The organism is Polaribacter reichenbachii, from assembly GCF_001975665.1.
Classification (GTDB): Bacteria; Bacteroidota; Bacteroidia; order Flavobacteriales; family Flavobacteriaceae; genus Polaribacter; species Polaribacter reichenbachii.
This window is the reverse complement of the sequence record NZ_CP019419.1, coordinates 1113849-1129958: the sequence shown is the minus strand read 5'-3', so window position 1 is coordinate 1129958 and position 16110 is coordinate 1113849. Positions and strand designations below refer to the sequence as shown.

Annotated in this window: 16 protein-coding genes; 9 read left to right on the top strand and 7 right to left on the bottom strand. The window is 27.1% G+C overall.

Annotated features, from left to right (window positions below):
* Positions 1-65 precede the first annotated feature (65 nt).
* Both BW723_RS04620 and BW723_RS04615 read left to right on the top strand, forming a co-directional pair.
* Entirely contained in the window at positions 66-437 is a 372-nt protein-coding gene (locus BW723_RS04620) for a response regulator (protein ID WP_068361620.1), read from the top strand.
* A gap of 109 nt (positions 438-546) precedes the next feature.
* On the top strand, positions 547-912 hold the full coding sequence (locus tag BW723_RS04615; protein WP_068361623.1) for a response regulator: 366 nt from the start codon (positions 547-549) through the stop codon (positions 910-912).
* A gap of 767 nt (positions 913-1679) precedes the next feature.
* Here BW723_RS04615 and BW723_RS04610 read toward each other — a convergent pair.
* From BW723_RS04610 to BW723_RS04600, 3 genes are all read right to left on the bottom strand, one after another.
* A complete protein-coding gene (locus tag BW723_RS04610; RefSeq protein WP_068361625.1) occupies positions 1680-2408 on the bottom strand; it encodes an energy transducer TonB in 729 nt (242 codons plus the stop codon).
* Positions 2409-2517: 109 nt separating this feature from the next.
* Entirely contained in the window at positions 2518-3129 is a 612-nt protein-coding gene (locus tag BW723_RS04605; RefSeq protein WP_068361628.1) for an FAD-dependent oxidoreductase, read from the bottom strand.
* A 1-nt stretch (position 3130) separates the two neighbouring features.
* Positions 3131-3715: a MarC family protein gene (locus tag BW723_RS04600; protein WP_068361631.1), complete on the bottom strand. Its 585-nt coding sequence runs from the start codon at positions 3713-3715 to the stop codon at positions 3131-3133.
* An 87-nt stretch (positions 3716-3802) separates the two neighbouring features.
* On the opposite strand from BW723_RS04600, the gene BW723_RS04595 reads away from it, so the two are divergent.
* Positions 3803-4372 carry a DUF3109 family protein gene (locus BW723_RS04595; RefSeq protein WP_068361634.1) on the top strand — a complete coding sequence of 190 codons (570 nt, stop codon included), beginning with the start codon at positions 3803-3805 and terminating at the stop codon, positions 4370-4372.
* Here BW723_RS04595 and BW723_RS04590 read toward each other — a convergent pair.
* From BW723_RS04590 to BW723_RS04580, 3 genes are read right to left on the bottom strand one after another with little or no spacing between them, the layout of a single operon-like run.
* Entirely contained in the window at positions 4364-5815 is a 1452-nt protein-coding gene (locus BW723_RS04590; RefSeq protein ID WP_068361637.1) for a sensor histidine kinase, read from the bottom strand. The two genes, BW723_RS04595 and BW723_RS04590, sit on opposite strands and share 9 nt — an antisense overlap.
* A gap of 5 nt (positions 5816-5820) precedes the next feature.
* Positions 5821-7719, bottom strand: coding sequence for a tetratricopeptide repeat protein (locus tag BW723_RS04585; protein ID WP_226789258.1), 1899 nt, complete (start codon positions 7717-7719; stop codon positions 5821-5823).
* A 35-nt stretch (positions 7720-7754) separates the two neighbouring features.
* A complete protein-coding gene (locus BW723_RS04580) occupies positions 7755-8489 on the bottom strand; it encodes a LytR/AlgR family response regulator transcription factor (RefSeq protein ID WP_068361642.1) in 735 nt (244 codons plus the stop codon).
* Between the two features lie 238 nt (positions 8490-8727).
* Here BW723_RS04580 and BW723_RS04575 point away from each other — a divergent pair, with 238 nt between their 5' ends.
* Positions 8728-10104, top strand: a complete 1377-nt coding sequence (locus BW723_RS04575) for a DUF4412 domain-containing protein (protein WP_068361645.1) — start codon at positions 8728-8730, stop codon at positions 10102-10104.
* Between the two features lie 12 nt (positions 10105-10116).
* Complete coding sequence (locus BW723_RS04570) at positions 10117-13404, top strand: BspA family leucine-rich repeat surface protein (RefSeq protein ID WP_068361648.1); 3288 nt, start codon at positions 10117-10119, stop codon at positions 13402-13404.
* A 79-nt stretch (positions 13405-13483) separates the two neighbouring features.
* Here BW723_RS04570 and BW723_RS04565 read toward each other — a convergent pair whose 3' ends face one another.
* A complete protein-coding gene (locus tag BW723_RS04565) occupies positions 13484-13954 on the bottom strand; it encodes a hypothetical protein (RefSeq protein ID WP_068361651.1) in 471 nt (156 codons plus the stop codon).
* Between the two features lie 89 nt (positions 13955-14043).
* On the opposite strand from BW723_RS04565, the gene BW723_RS04560 reads away from it, so the two are divergent.
* The 4 genes from BW723_RS04560 (at position 14044) to BW723_RS04545 (ending at position 16039) form a co-directional block, all read left to right on the top strand.
* The gene (locus BW723_RS04560; RefSeq protein WP_068361653.1) at positions 14044-14787 is read left to right on the top strand and encodes an energy transducer TonB; all 744 of its coding nucleotides are present in this window, start codon (positions 14044-14046) and stop codon (positions 14785-14787) included.
* Between the two features lie 94 nt (positions 14788-14881).
* Positions 14882-15460 (top strand): acyltransferase, encoded by a 579-nt coding sequence (locus BW723_RS04555; RefSeq protein WP_068361657.1) that lies wholly within the window; start codon positions 14882-14884, stop codon positions 15458-15460.
* A 63-nt stretch (positions 15461-15523) separates the two neighbouring features.
* Complete coding sequence (locus BW723_RS04550; RefSeq protein WP_068361660.1) at positions 15524-15772, top strand: hypothetical protein; 249 nt, start codon at positions 15524-15526, stop codon at positions 15770-15772.
* Positions 15773-16039, top strand: a complete 267-nt coding sequence (locus BW723_RS04545) for a type II toxin-antitoxin system RelE family toxin (protein WP_068361663.1) — start codon at positions 15773-15775, stop codon at positions 16037-16039.
* Positions 16040-16110 lie beyond the last annotated feature (71 nt).

The following is a 16110-nucleotide window of genomic DNA, read 5'->3' as shown; positions in this document are numbered from 1 at the left end:
GCATCTTGCTTATGGTAATTACTATTATTATTGATTAATTTAGCAATAGCCAAACTATCAAAACTATGCTTTTGAATTCTGAACTCAATAACTTATTAATCGTAGAAGACAATTTTTTTATTAAAAAAAAGATATTTAATGCTACTAGAGAATTTAGCTGTATTGGAGACATTTTTTTAACAGAAACTTTACAGAAAGCCATTTCTTATATCAATGAGAATAAATTTGAATTTATAATTTTAGATTTAAAGTTGCCAGATGGTAATGGTTTAGAATTATTAAAACTACTTAAAGAAAAACATATAGAGACAAAAGTTTTTATTTTTTCTATGAGCACAGAATTAAAAAGAATTTGTTTAAAATATGGTGCATTTGCTTTTTTTGATAAAGCAAATGATTTTGATAAACTTATAGAAACTATAAAAACTAAAAACTAATTTTTATAAGTCTAGTGTTATAAAAAATAAGCAACTCCCCTAGGAAAATATCTCTGCAATCTGCTTATTTTCGTAAATTAATTTATCCTTTTTATTAGCCTAATTTATTTTGAAATCAAAACTAAAAAATTTATTAATTGTAGAAGACAATACCTTAATTGGTAAAAGTATTGTCGATGCTACAAAACAAATAATTGGTATAGAAAATCTTCATTTAGCAACGTCTTTGCAAGAAGCAATTAATTTAGTAAACGAAACTGAATTTAAATTAATTATACTAGATTTAAGTTTGCCAGATGGTAATGGACTAGAGTTATTAAAAATACTTCGAGATAAAGAATCTAATAATAAAGTTTTAGTTTTTTCAACAAACACACACTTAAAAGGAGTTTGTTTAAAATATGGAGCTTATGCTTTTTTTGATAAAGCGAATGATTTTGATAGTTTAATTGAAACTATTAGAGCTGAACATTAATTTCTGCCAGAAATTAATTTATTAATTATTACACTATTTTTCTGTTTACAACGAACTTTTTTAACGCAAAAAAGCTAAACTCTTGGGGGAAAAGTTTAGCTTTAAGTAATAAGTTTAGGGGAACTTAATATAATACTGTAAACATATTTAAGAAACGGAAATTATTAAATAGGGAATCTTCATATTATTGCTAATTATACTTTTAGGGTTTTTTAATTTAAAATAGGGATCGGGGTCTTTAAATAAAAAAGTTTAATTATGAGAATAACTATTCTTTAATCTGATTTACAGTATTAATTTTTTATAATTTAAAATCTTAGATAAAAGATTCTATAAAAAAAACGATACTGGTTATAAAAAAGATTAAACTAAAGGTAGTTGTAATAGAGTCGATTCTATTGAAAGGGGTTTGGATATTGTCTTGTGCTTTTTTCATGGGGGGATGAATTTAAAGTTAAAATATTATCTTAGTTATTAAGATCTTACACTACAAATATATTTAATTAAGACGTTACATTTAATAGGTGATTTTCTTATTTTTAAATAAAGACGTTAAAAAGTGTTTTTTATACCCGAAAGTTTAAAGCAAGAAAAAAGCTAAACGTTGGGGGGAGAGTTTAGCTTTCTGCATATATGTAAGGGGAAATATATAATAATATCTATATCACAAATATATTTGAGAAGGTAAAATTACCCAATAGGTAATTTCCCTATTTTAAAAAAAAAGTGATAAATCTAACTTTAGACTTATCACTTTTCTTTAATTATTATCTTACTTCAAAGGTTATTGGTATACTAAAACTTACTCTTACAGGTACACCTCTTTGCTTACCAGGAATCATTTTTGGTAAACCTTCTATAATTTCTGTTACTTCAGATTCTAGAACAGGGTGTGGTCCTCTTGTTTTTACATTTACAATTTTACCACTTTTACCAATAGTAAAAAGAACATATAAACGTTTTTTACCTTTACTTAAACCTAACTCTGTAGCTAAATTTACATCAAACTTTTTGCTAAAGTGTTTTGTAACTCCTTTTGTAAAGCATTTTTTTAACTTTTCGTTATTTCCTTTACAACCAGGGTAAACAGGCACATCTTCGATAAGCATAAAAGGTATATCTTCTATAACTTCTTCAGCTTCATGAACCTCTTCTATATCATCAGTATCAATTACCACAACAGATTCAGATTCATCTGTTTCTGTAGATTCTATAATGGTTTCCTCTATTTTTTCATCATCTTCTACAATCTTAATAATTTCTACAACTTTCGGGATGTTTTTTGGCGGAGGTGTTGGTTTTTGAATTTGTACAATAGGTATATCTTCCTTCATTTCTTCAACCATAACTACTTGGCCTAATTCGTCATAGTTTTTCTCGTAAGTTTTATGCTCCATAAAAGCATAAATGATAAATAATGAAAGTACAATTCCTATTTGGAAGAAAATTTTACTAAAATTTTCTAGCTCTTTACGTGGGTTTTTTTTGATTTCCATCTTAAACCTTTTTTAATTTATTAAATTTTATTTTCAGAAAATTATCAAATTCTCAGTTATTTGATTTCTGATTGTAAAATTATAAATAAACCAAGGTTTAAAATATGATTTACATCATACTTTTGTCATGGACTTTGGCGTGATTGCCATTATTCCAGATTGTAAGAATATCGGTTGCAACAGATGCACCACTACCAGAAGCAATTGCAAATTGACTTCTATGACCAGCAATTGTACCACAGCAATATAATCCTTCTTTAATACAATGGTCCTTGTTTTTTAGCTGAATTCGGTCTTTTTCAGGATTTGCTTTTTTATGCGGAATTAAAAAATCATCCAAACCTTTAATAGTAAATGGCTTAGAATAGTTTAATGCTAAAACTACTATTTTAGCATAATGCACCTCTTTGTTTGTAGTTATAATATAGGTGTCGTTATTTTTATCAATAGAAATTACTTTTTCGTTTTCTAGTTGATTTATATGTGGGTATAATGATGTTAGTTGTGCTTTACCATCAACCAAAATATCTTTACCTAATGTTTTGGGCGATAAACCTAAAACGTTATTAAAAAGGGCATTCTCTAAATGAGAAGCTTTTTGATGCATAATAATACTTATTTTTTTATTAGTAGTATAAGGTTTGTCTTTTGCAGAGCCTAAAACCAAAGCACATTGCATACCAGAAACACCGCCACCAATAATTAAACAATCTAAAATCATCTTATATAAATAACATTTTAATATTTTGAGCAAATAGTTTTACAGAAATTGCTAATAAAATTACTCCAAAAACTTTACGAATTATTTGAATACCACCTGCACCCAACAAACGTTCTATTTTAGTTGAAGTTTTTAAGACAATATAAAGAAAAATAATGTTTAAAACCACAGCAACAATAATATTTTCTATGGCAAATTCAGCTCTTAAAGATAATAAAGTTGTTAAACTACCTGGTCCAGCAATTAAAGGAAATGCTAACGGAAAAACGGTAGCTGTTAAAGAAGGGTTATTATCATCGTCTTTATATAAGGTAATTCCTAAAACCATTTCTAAAGCAATAAAAAATAGTACAAAAGCACCTGCAACAGCAAAAGAGTTTACGTCTATACCTATTAAACTTAATAAACTTTGCCCTACAAATAGAAAAACAATCATAATAAAACCAGCAATTATAGATGCTTTTTCAGATTGAATATGACCAACTTTTTTACGTAAATCTATGATTATTGGTATGTTTCCAATAATATCTATAACTGCAAATAATACCATAAAAGCAGTTATAATCTCTTTAAAATCGAAACCCATTTTATTTTTAAATTTTTTGCAAAACTAGTTAACTAAATTTTATTAAATCAGAATAAAACAGAAAAAAATATACTTATTTTTGCTGATATGTTTCAACTAGGAAAAACAATTGTTTCAGAAGATATTATAGAAAAAGATTTTGTCTGCAACTTATCTGCCTGTAAGGGTGCTTGCTGTGTAGATGGAGAAGCTGGAGCTCCTTTAGAAAAGGAGGAAACCCAAATTTTAGACGAAATTTATCCGAAGGTAAAACCCTTTTTAAGAAAAGAAGGTATAGAGGCAATTGAGAAACAAGGAACCTGGACTACCAGTGAATGGGATGAATTAGAAACACCTTTAATTAATGGTGCAGATTGTGCTTATGTTATTTTTGATGAAAAAAATACAGCGCTTTGTGCTATAGAAGAAGCCTATAATCAAGGAGAAATTGGTTGGAAAAAGCCAGTTTCTTGTCATTTATACCCAGTAAGAGTTAAAGATTACAGCGAGTTTTCTGCAGTTAATTATCATAAATGGGAAATTTGTGATGATGCTTGTACTTTAGGTAAAGAATTACAAGTGCCAATTTATAAGTTTGTAAAACAGGCTTTAATTAGAAAGTTTGGGCAAAATTGGTACGATGAATTAGAAAAAGTAGCTGCCAAACATTTAAAGTAAAGGCAGTTCTATAATTACTTTAGTACCTAGTGGTTTATTGTTCTTATCTTTTAAATCTTCATAAATAATGGTATAATCGTTTTGTAGGTTTTTTACAAAATTTGTGAAACGATCTTTAGTTAAATTTATTCCAATCGATTTTCTATTTATCGATTTTTCTGCTTTAATTTTAGCAGATGCTTTTCGTCCAATACCATTATCTTCTATAATTATTTGAATATGTTTTTTTGTTTTCTTTACTATAGAAACTGAAATTTTTTTATTCTTTTTTTTAGAAGATAATCCGTGCCAAAGCGCATTTTCTAAAAAAGGCTGTAAAACTAATGGCGGTATTTGTATTGCTTTAAGATCTATAATTTCGTTTACATTTATATTAAAATCTATTTCGTTAGAAAAACGAATATTTTCTATGGTCATATATAAATCCATAGTTTCTAATTCTTCTTGTAGTGTAACTTGTTTGGTGGTAGAAGCTTCTAAAATTTTACGAATTAGTTTAGAAAATTTGTTTAAATAATAAGCAGCTATTTTAGGTTCATGATTAATTATATAAAGTTTAATTGAGTTTAAGGCATTAAATATAAAATGCGGATTCATTTGACTCAGTAAACTGGTTAATTTAAGTTCATTAATCTGTTTTTCGTACAAAGCTTGAACTTCGGCTAATTTATGATTCTCTACTTTTTCTGATAATTTTTCGTTTAATTGATCTTTTAAAGCATCATTTTTTTGAAGTTCGGCAATTAATAAAGCATTATAATTATCTCTTTCTTTTCTGTAATTATGATACTTATAAGCCAAACCAATAGATAAGATAATAGCCTCTAATAAAACACCAATCTTAAAAAAACCAATAGGATCTATGTTTGTAAAAGGATAATTTTCTACGAAAGATAAACATAGTGCTATTACCGAAAATCCTAAAAAGAAAACTAAACCAATTATAAAGAATTTATTGATTTTGTCTTTAAATTTATAAATGGCTTTTATAAAAAAAGAAATAATGATTAAGGAAATAGGGGTATAAACAAACAAGAAAAAACGAGTCATATATTGTTGATGAAGCAAGAAATAATCAACAATAAAAAATAGCGTACAAAAAACAGTTGTTACTAAAATATAAAGCATTATTTGTACAGCTAAACGGATATCTTTTTCTTTTAGGTTTAAGAAATTTATACAAAACCAACTATATAACATCCAATACCAAATCTGAATAATCCAGTTAAAAGCATTAAAAAAATAGTTGAATTTTTCGGCTAAATAAAGCGAAGTATCGTTGGCTGTTTTAGGAATTAAATAAATAGTTACCAATAATAAATAAGCTGCATAAATAGCAAAACTCTTATCTTTTGTAAAAAAGTAAGAGGTTGTATGGTAAATAATTAAAATAAAAAGCATCCCTTGTAGCCAAGAGGAAAAATCTTGAAAAAATAGACTCATACATTTTAACTTATTGGTATTTTCAGAGCAACTTTGGTTCCTTTTGGGTTTTTCTTATCATCGAATAAATCATCAAAAATAAGGCTAAAAGGGTTTTGAAAATCTTTAATAAAGTTTTGTAAGCGTTCTTTGGTTAAATCAATTCCTATCGATTTTCTATTGATAACTTTCTCAGATTTTATTTTGGCAGAAGCTGTTCTACCAATTCCATTATCTTCAATATCAATCTGAATAAAATCATCCGAAGGTTTAAAAACGGATAGAATTATTTTTTTATCTCCTTTTTTAGATGATAATCCATGCCATAAAGCATTTTCTAAAAAGGGTTGTAAAACTAAAGGAGGTACTTTTATTTTTGATAAATTTAAACTTTCATCAACGTTTATAGTATAATCTATTTCATTAGAAAAACGGATGTTTTCTATGTTCATATACAAATCCATTGTTTCTAATTCTTCTTGTAAAGAAACCTCTTTTAAGGTTGATGATTCAAGTATTTTACGCACCAATTTCGAAAACTTATTTAAGTAACGTACAGCATTCTTTTGTTCGTTATTTATAATATAATGCTTAATAGAATTTAAAGCATTAAAGATAAAATGTGGATTCATTTGTGTGCGTAAAACATCTTGTTCTAAGGTTAAAATCCTTTTTTGATTTTGTAATAAGCGCTGTCTGTATAAAAAATATAGAATACTAATTACAGATATAAAACTACCCAAAACAATAACCCAAATATTTCTGTTTTTTATTAGTTGTAATTGTGCAATTTCATTTTGTTTGGCAAGGTTTTTAATTTCGTTATCTTGTCTTTCACTGTCGTATTTTATAATTAAATCGTTAACGTATTGAATGGTTCTTTCGTTAGAAATCTTTTTCTCAAACTCGTCTGATAGTTTATAAAATTTTAAAGCAGTTTCGTAATCGTTTTTACTTTCATAAAGTTCAGAAAGGTGGCTGTAAGCATAAGATAAAGAAGAAGAAAGGTTATATTCTTTGGCAATATTTAAACCTATATTTAAGTTTTTTTCTGCCTTAGAATATAACCCTAATTTGGATTGAGCCCATCCTAAATTTAAATATTCGTAAGATAAATATTTCTTGTTTCCTAGTTTTTCTGCGGTTACTAGATTTACTTTTAATAACTCAATAGCTTTGTTTGGGTTGCCTTGTTTTATGTACATATTTGCAATACTACTTTTACAAATAATTTGCCCAAATGTGTTGTTAACCTTGTTATTTATAGCTAAAGATTTTTGAAAATAACTTAAAGCCTCTTCAGTTTTACCTTGAGCATCTTTTGCATAACCAATGTTTTGATAATTAATAGCCAAACCAAGCTCGTTATTGATACTTTTTTCTATTTCTTGAGATTTTTTAAAACGCTCAATGGCCAAATCATACTGTTTTAAAAGCAGGTAAATATTACCCATACTATTTAAAGAAACTGCAATACTTCTTCTTAAACCAAGGTTAGGTTCTGCAACAGTTTCTGCTAATTTTAATGCTTCGTGATTATAGTCTAAAGCCGTTCTATTTGCATCCATTTTTCTATAATCTACACCCAACATATTTAAGCTAAAAACCTCAAATTCTATGCTTTTTGCTCTTTGTGCAGTTTCTAAAGCAAAAGTGTGTGCAGTGATTGCTTTTGGGTATAAAGAATAATTTCTGTATTGTATGCCCAAAAGGTTTTCTACATAAGCTTTACCATCTAAATAATTTGATTTTTCGAACTTATCTGCTAATATTTTTAGTTTAGCAGTATCTCTTCTAAAAGGTCTTAAATACAAATTAATGCCTTTATAAGTTGTGGGTCTTGTCTTTAAAATACTATCTATTTGCGTATTAAAATCTGCTTTCTTCTTCTGAGCTGTTGTTACAGAAATAAAGAAACAGAACATAAAAAATAGGAGTATTTTTGGCATAATATATTAGCTTATAATTTTTCTAAAAATTCTGATTTTCTTTGTCTAGAAACCGGAATTTTAGCATTGTTTTCTAAAACAATATAACCATCAGATTTTAGAAACTCTTTTATTTTATTTAGGTTAATAATGTAAGAGTTGTGTATTCTAAAAAAATGATCAGAAGGTAAAAGTTCGTTAATTTCTTTTAGTTTTTTGGTAACTACAATTTTCTTGTTATCAGATAAATATAAAGTAGAATAATTACCATCAGACTCTACATAAAAAATGTCTTTTGGTTCTAAAAAAACCAATTTACCATCTGTATTTATAGTTATTTTTTTGTGATGTAATTTGTTGTTAAACTTCAATAAAATATCTTCGAACTTATCTGCATTAAAGCTTTTAGAATTGTATTTTTTTATTTTCTGTATGGTATCAGCCAAATCATCCGTATCAATTGGTTTTAGTAAATAATCTATGGCTTCTTTTTTTAAAGCGGTAATAGCATATTCATTATAAGCTGTAGTAATAACTACCGCAAAATCTTTTTTATCTAATTTTTCTAAAAATTGAAAACCATCCATAGTAGGCATTTCTATATCTAAAAAAAGGCAATCTATTTTAGAATTTTTTAAATATGGTATTGCTTTTTCTGGTTCTGTAAAAGTTGCAATAACTTCTAGATCGTTACTAAAGTTACATAACTCCCAACTTAAACCTTGTATTGCTTTTGGTTCATCATCTATTATTACAGCTTTTATCATTGAAGTCAATTTTCTCAAAGTTAAAATATATTTCTTAATTAAATTTTACAACTGTGCAAATGGTAAGATTTTAATTGTTTTTTGCATTGTTTTGGTGATAATTGGTAAGTATAACCTTTTATTTATGAGATGTCTAACTATACAGTAATTGTTGCAGTTTATACATGTTTCCTTTTTTAAAGCCGATAGAAAAGGAATATTTGTAACAATATAAAATCAACCAAAATTTAAATTGATTATGAAAAATTTTAAAAAATTATTATTCAGTTTTTTATTTTTTGCGCTTACATTTTCTGCTAACGCTCAACTTTGGAAAAAACTAAAAAAGAAAGCACAGCAAAAACTTGAAAATAAAATTGAAAAAGAAGCTGACAAAAAAGTAGATAGTATTCTTTACGGAAAAAAGAAAACAAGTAAAACAGAAGCACCAAAAACAAATACTGCTGATGAAAGGTTAAAATCTTATGGTTCTGCTTCTATAAATCACACAAACCTTTATGGTAGTTTTAGTGTAAACGATTTAAGCAAAACCAAAGTAAATAAACAAGGTAAAAAAGTTACCATAACAGGTTTTTGGAGAACCTCTGATGCAGATGTTTTTGATGGTTATATTTTAACAATTAAGAATGTTGAAAATATAGATGATTTAAAAAACAAAACAGTTAAAATTCCTGAAGAAGCTACTTTAAAATTAGCTTATAATGCTTTGGTAAAAGGCAAATATACTTACGAAAGAGGGCAAGAACACGCGCCACAAAATTTCGAGGTAATTGCTGGTACATCAACAATAACTTTTAACAAAGATAATAATGTAAGTTTAAATTTTTCTGGTGATGTAAAATTAGTTAATCATAAAGACAATGAAGATTTTGTAAATAATACACCTGCTGTTATAAATGGTATGATTAATACTACAGAACCAGAATATACTATAACTAAAGAAATAAAAACAAAAGAAAAAGATGCTGTTGATGCGCTCTCTAAAGATGAAAAAATGGCAATGTTTAATAAAGCAGTACCCACAGTAAACATTCCTTCTTCATTCAGTTTTAATAAAAGTATAGAACTTAAAATGACAGATGATAGAGGCGACTCTCAAAACATTGTTTTTTTAACTGGTAGTTACCCAGATATTTACGGAATTTCTATAAATGCAGAAGAAATGCAAGGTCAAGAAATGTTGGTTGTAAATACACCAAAATCATCTACAATGTTTATGAATATGGCTGGTATGAAAATTAAAAAATCTACTTCATTAGCGCAAATGGGTAATCAATTTAATATGGAAGATAAACTACCAGAAGAAGGCGATTTTGAATATAAAAAGACAGGAAAAACCAAAACAATTATCGGCTATTTATGTGAAGAAGTAAAGGTAGATTACGATTATACCAACTCAAAAGGAAGTGTTTCTTTTTGGGTTTCAGAAGATTTTCCTATTCAAAATAAAGCATTGCCAATGTTGGGTATGAAAATGAACAATCCGTATTTCTCGGGTTTTGTTTTAGAAATGAATAGCAGCCATCAAGGCAAAGAATTTACCATGCAAGTTGTAAGTGTTTCTGATAAATCAGTAAATATCAATACCAACGATTACAAAAAAATGGGATTTTAAAAATTGAAAATTATGAAAACACAATTACAGACTTTAATTCTTATATTTTTTGTTCAGGTTTCATTTAGCCAATTTGTAACAACTTGGCAAACCACTAAAACAAATCAAAATATTATTATTCCTACCAATTCTGATTATACTTATAATTATACTGTAGATTGGGGAGATGGTAATAGTTCTACAAACCAAACAGGAGACGCTAATCATACTTATTCTCTAAAAGGAACTTATACTGTAAGTATTACAGGCACTTTTCCTGCAATTTATTTTTATCGCGAAATTTATAATCCAACTTTTGATAATAATAAAAAAAATATTAAAACAGTAGAAAGTTGGGGAACCAATTCTTGGAAAAGTATGAGAAGGGCTTTTCACGGTTGTGAATTCTTAACAATAAACGCATCTGATAAGCCCAACTTAACCAATGTTAGTGATATGTTGCAAATGTTTTATAATGCTACCCAATTAAATGCAGATGTTAGTGGTTGGGATGTAAGTAACGTTACAAATATGAGAAGTATGTTTTATGGTACAAGAAACTTTAATAATAACATTAGTAGTTGGGATGTAAGTAAGGTTACAGATATGAGTTTTATGTTTTATAATGCCATTTCTTTTAATCAAGATATAAGTAATTGGGATGTAAGTAAAGTTACAGATATGAGCTTAATGTTTGGTGTTTCTAGATCTTTTAACCAAGACATAAGTGGCTGGAATGTTGGTAATGTTATCAATATGGAAAAGATGTTTAATAATGCTTCAGACTTTAATCAAAATATTGGTAGCTGGGATGTAAGTAAGGTTACAAAAATGAATGAAATTTTTAAATTCTCGGGTATATCATCCAATAATTATGATTCAATATTAATTGGTTGGGCTAACCAAAATTTGCAACAAAATGTTACTTTGGGTGCAGAAGGTTTATATTATTGTACAGCAGAAACAGCACGAACCACTTTAACTGATGCACCCAATAATTGGACAATTATAGATGAAGGAAAAGATACAAATTGCGTTGCTACACCATCTCTTTATGCCATAATTCCAGATGCCAATTTTGAGCAATTTCTTATTGATAAAAGTATAGATTCTGATGGTATTGTAAACGGAAAAGTATTAAAAGATGATGTTAAAGATATTACTCAATTACATATTGGTATTGTAGATAATATAGTAGATTTAACAGGAATAAAAAGTTTTACTGCTCTAACTCATTTGTACTTTCAAGACAATGATTTAGCAAATTTAGATTTAAGTAGTAATTTAAATTTAGAAGTACTTTCTTTATCAAATACTTTGGTTTCAAGTTTAGATTTATCAGAAAACACTAAACTTACAGAGGTTTACGCTTATAATAATCCGTTAACATCTATTTCCATAACAAATAGTTTAGCTTTAAATTCTTTAACAATTACAAAAGCTCAATTAACTAGTATAGATGTTTCTAATAATGTTAATTTAACTTATTTAGATTTGAGCTCTAATCAAATTACAGATTTAAACCTTTTAAGTAACATTAATTTAGTTGATGTAAATTGTAATGATAACAAGATTTCTTTACTAGATATTTCTTCTTTAACAGAATTAGAATCCTTAGAATTTAACGAAAATGCCATTACAGTACTCGACCTTTCTAAAAATATTAAAATTAAATATTTTGAAGTTGATAAAAACAAGTTGTTAAACTTAGATTTCACAAAAAATTCAAGTTTAAAAACAGTTTCTTGCGATGATAATGAGTTGGTACAAATAAATTTAAAAAACGGAAATAATACCGAAATTCAGAGGTTTTCTAGTATAAACAATCCTAATTTAACTTGTATTTTAGTAGATGATAAAAATTATAGTTATAATGATAATTCTTGGTATAAAGACGCTACAAGTTTATTTGTTGAAGAGTGTATAGAATTTACTCAGATTCCTGATTTAAATTTTGAACTTTACATAGAATCTTTAGGCTTAGGAAATGGTATAAATAATGATGGTTATGTAGAAACATCAAAAATTGCAACCTTAACAACTTTAGATGTTAGTAATAAAAACATATCAGATTTTACAGGTATAGAAGATTTTGTGGCTTTAGTAGATTTAGATGCCAGCGATAATAATATAACAACCTTAGATTTAACTAACAATTTAGATTTAGAAAATTTAAATGTATTTTCTAACGCAATTAGTAATATCGATTTACATAATAATGTTAAACTAAAAGAACTGTTTATTGGTACTAATCAATTGACAAATCTAGATGTTTCTAGGTTATCTGAACTTACTAAATTATGGTGTTTTAATAATCAACTTACAAGTTTAGATCTAAGTAAAAACCCGAAATTAGAAGTGTTAAATTGTAGCACAAATCAAATAGAAAATTTAAATGTGTATTCTAATCCTCTTATAACAAGCGTCGATGCTTTTTCTAATAAATTAAAATATTTCGATATTCAAAATAACCCAAATTTAACACAATTAAGTCTTTCTGATAATGAATTAACAGGCTTAAATTTAAAAAACAATCATACATCAAAAATAAGTTTGTTTACCACTTTAAATAACCCAAATTTATCTTGCATTAAAGTAGATGATGTTACTTGGGCTACTGATAACTTAATCCACATAGACGCTACAAGTTCGTTTAGCTTAGATTGTATTCCGTTTAATGACGATTGTTCAAATGCAATTCCGTTAACAATTGGGCAACAAACTCCTGGTAGTTTAAATAATGGTAATGCAAACAACAATCCAACTTGTGCAATTGGCACTGTGTTAGCAGATGTTTGGTTTTCTGTTATTGTACCCCAAACAGGTGAGTTTAGTATAGAAGGTACTGGTTTTGGTGGGCAACTAAAATTTGCAGTGTATCAATCTTGTGCAAGTTTAGCTCCAATTGCTTGTGGAACTTCAATTTCTTTACAGAATTTAAATGTTGGCACAAAATTTTATTTAAAAGTTTGGTTAGAAGCCAATTCTAGTAAAAGTTCAGGTAATCAGAATGATTTAGGTTCTTTTACCTTAACTGCAAATGATTCTAGTGTCTTATCAATAGATAATTTTACAGAGCAAAATGTAGAATTATTGGTGTACCCAAACCCAGCAAAATCAAAAGTATCAGTTTCTTTAACTAATAATTCTAGACTTCAAAAAGTTGATGTTTATACTATTTTAGGCGATAAAATTATCACTCAAAATGGATTAAATAAATTAGAATTAGATATTAACGTTGCTAATTTAGCATCAGGAATATATTTTATAAGAGTAAAATCAGAAAAAGGAGTAATATCAAAAAAATTAATTATTAGATAAAAGAGAAAACCACAATTGATAGATATAGGTAAATTTTACCTAATTGTGTAGCAGCATCAATTTATTTTGATGCTGTTTTTTATTTACCAATTTCATTTATCAATTGTTGCTTTTGAAATTGTTTTCTTTTTTCAATTTGTTTTTGAAATTTTAGATTATCGGTAACCAGGTAAAAACAATATGTAATAGCTACATACACAATTATAAGTATATAAAAGTCTTTCAATAGAACTGTGTTGGCTATAATTTTATTAATAAATTTAATAATACCAATTAGAAAAAAAATTAATAAAAATGAAGCAAAACCAAAATCACCAATTCTAAATAGGTTGTGTAATTTGATGTTAAATTTCTTTTCAGGTAGTATTTTAACTAAATTAAAGATGCCGCTAGAAAAGGATAATACACCAAAAATTAAATGAATTTTTATATCTACATTACGAATTATATTTTTTGTATATAAATCATATTCAAACAACAAAGTAAACAGATTTAAGAAAAATAAAGCTGCAGAGATAATTATAAAAGAAATTCTTGTTTTCTTTTTCATTTTTTAAAAGTAACTAAATAAAAAGAGTTAATCAAATTTTGGCACGCTATTTGGTTTAACAAAATCTTAACATATAAAACTTTCTAATTATGAAAAACGTAAAAAAACTACCAACCAAACAATTAGAAAAGTTCTCAACCATTTTTACCCAGTTAGGACTTGTATTAGTGCTTTTTATTGTCTACCTAACATTAGAGCACAAAACCGAGAAAAAATCTGTTATGGCTAAAGAATTTCATCAGCCAGAAACAGTGTACCTAAACCCAGATGAAGTCCCCGTTTTTAAACGAGAACCTAAAAAGCAACCAAAGATTAAAGTGGCTCAAAATTCTGTTTTTTTAGAAGATGAACCTGTGGAAAAGGGTGATAATGAAATTATAGAAACCTTAATTGATCCTGAACCTACAGATGTTAAGCAGGTAGAATTAAATGAAGGTGATATTATTGAAGTAGATATACCAGAAACAATTATCGAAGATGTACCTTATGACTTTGTACAAAATGCACCAGTTTTTAAGGGTTGTGAAGGTTTGTCAAAAGAAGAAAACAGAATTTGTTTCGATAAAAAAATGAAGAAATTTGTACAACGTAATTTTGATGTTGGTTTGGCAAATGATTTAGGCTTAAATTCTGGAAAATATAGAATTAGTACTCAATTTATTATTGATGATAAAGGCAATGTAGTTGATATTAAAATTAGAGCTCCACACGCTAAATTAAAGCTAGAAACAAAAGGTTTAATTAACAAATTACCAAAATTTTCTCCAGGAATACAAAATAACAGACCTGTAAAAGTAAAGTATAACCTACCAATTTCTTTTATAATAGAGTAAAAATTAATACATTTAAAAAAATAAACCCAACTTTTTAGTTGGGTTTTTATATTTAGTACATTTGCAGAACTAAAAACTAACCTAATTTTTTGAAATGGAATACTTTGCGCACGAAACGGCTGTTGTAGATAATAATTGTAAAATAGGAAAAGGAACTAAAATTTGGCATTTTAGTCATATAATGTCTAACAGTAAAATTGGTGAGAATTGTAACCTTGGTCAGAATATTGTGGTTTCTCCTAATGTGGTTTTAGGTAAAAATGTAAAGGTGCAAAATAATGTTTCTATTTACTCTGGTGTTACTTGCGAAGATGATGTTTTTTTAGGCCCATCAATGGTTTTTACAAATGTAATAAATCCAAGAAGTGCCATTAATAGAAAGAATAGATATTTAAAAACTATCGTTAAAAAAGGAGCAAGTATTGGTGCAAATGCAACAATTATTTGTGGTAATACTATTGGCGAATATGCTTTTATTGGTGCAGGAACTGTAGTTACAAAAGAAGTTTTGCCTTATGCATTAGTAGTTGGTAATCCATCTAAACAAATTGGCTGGGTTAGCGAATATGGGCACACACTTACTTTCGATGAGGATGGTTTTGCAACTTGTAAAGAAAGTAAAGAAGTTTACGGTTTAAAAGACGGAAGGGTTTTTAAGTTTAGATCGAATTAAATTGTATATAAAGTATATATAATATATATTTGTATTATATTTAATAAATATAAATACTTGTAAATGAAAAAATTAGTAGAAATAGATGATACTATTCTTACTAAACTTAAAGTTTTATCAGCTTTTGAAGGTTTGAGTGTAAAAGCTCTAATGGAAAAAGCTATTGAATTATTTGTTAAGAATAAAGAAAAAGAGCAACTAGATAGTTTATCTCAAGAAGAAAAGGAAGACATTGGACTTTTGCTTTTAATGCAACAAGCTGATAGAGCTAAAACAGTTAGTAGAGATGATGTATTCAAATTATTAGAGTAAATGGAGATAATTTACCTAGAGAGTTTAGTTAAAGATTTAAAAAAAATAAAAGACAAAAAGTTATTAAACAATTTGGCAAAAGTTTTTTTAAATCTTGAAGAAACAGATGATTTATTCGGAATTTCTAGTGTAAAAAAAATGTCTGGTCATCCAGAAGCCTACAGAATTAGAATTGGTGATTATAGATTAGGTTTTTACTATTCTGATAAAAAAATAGAAATCGCTCGTTTCTTGAAGCGAAATGATATTTATAAAGTATTTCCTTAAAAAAAATCCAAAGTAAAATAATTACTTCGGATTTTTTTTTTTGCTGAAAACTGAATACTAAAAACTGCAAA

What these genes read in the sequence shown, in the direction of transcription:
- BW723_RS04620 (WP_068361620.1), top strand. Translation starts at nt 66, where the DNA reads ATGCTTTTGAATTCTGAACTCAATAACTTATTAATCGTAGAAGACAAT.
- BW723_RS04610 (WP_068361625.1), bottom strand. Translation starts at nt 2,408, where the DNA reads ATGGAAATCAAAAAAAACCCACGTAAAGAGCTAGAAAATTTTAGTAAA.
- BW723_RS04605 (WP_068361628.1), bottom strand. Translation starts at nt 3,129, where the DNA reads ATGATTTTAGATTGTTTAATTATTGGTGGCGGTGTTTCTGGTATGCAA.
- BW723_RS04600 (WP_068361631.1), bottom strand. Translation starts at nt 3,715, where the DNA reads ATGGGTTTCGATTTTAAAGAGATTATAACTGCTTTTATGGTATTATTT.
- BW723_RS04595 (WP_068361634.1), top strand. Translation starts at nt 3,803, where the DNA reads ATGTTTCAACTAGGAAAAACAATTGTTTCAGAAGATATTATAGAAAAA.
- BW723_RS04590 (WP_068361637.1), bottom strand. Translation starts at nt 5,815, where the DNA reads ATGAGTCTATTTTTTCAAGATTTTTCCTCTTGGCTACAAGGGATGCTT.
- BW723_RS04585 (WP_226789258.1), bottom strand. Translation starts at nt 7,719, where the DNA reads ATGTTCTGTTTCTTTATTTCTGTAACAACAGCTCAGAAGAAGAAAGCA.
- BW723_RS04580 (WP_068361642.1), bottom strand. Translation starts at nt 8,489, where the DNA reads ATGATAAAAGCTGTAATAATAGATGATGAACCAAAAGCAATACAAGGT.
- BW723_RS04575 (WP_068361645.1), top strand. Translation starts at nt 8,728, where the DNA reads ATGAAAAATTTTAAAAAATTATTATTCAGTTTTTTATTTTTTGCGCTT.
- BW723_RS04570 (WP_068361648.1), top strand. Translation starts at nt 10,117, where the DNA reads ATGAAAACACAATTACAGACTTTAATTCTTATATTTTTTGTTCAGGTT.
- BW723_RS04565 (WP_068361651.1), bottom strand. Translation starts at nt 13,954, where the DNA reads ATGAAAAAGAAAACAAGAATTTCTTTTATAATTATCTCTGCAGCTTTA.
- BW723_RS04560 (WP_068361653.1), top strand. Translation starts at nt 14,044, where the DNA reads ATGAAAAACGTAAAAAAACTACCAACCAAACAATTAGAAAAGTTCTCA.
- BW723_RS04555 (WP_068361657.1), top strand. Translation starts at nt 14,882, where the DNA reads ATGGAATACTTTGCGCACGAAACGGCTGTTGTAGATAATAATTGTAAA.
- BW723_RS04550 (WP_068361660.1), top strand. Translation starts at nt 15,524, where the DNA reads ATGAAAAAATTAGTAGAAATAGATGATACTATTCTTACTAAACTTAAA.
- BW723_RS04545 (WP_068361663.1), top strand. Translation starts at nt 15,773, where the DNA reads ATGGAGATAATTTACCTAGAGAGTTTAGTTAAAGATTTAAAAAAAATA.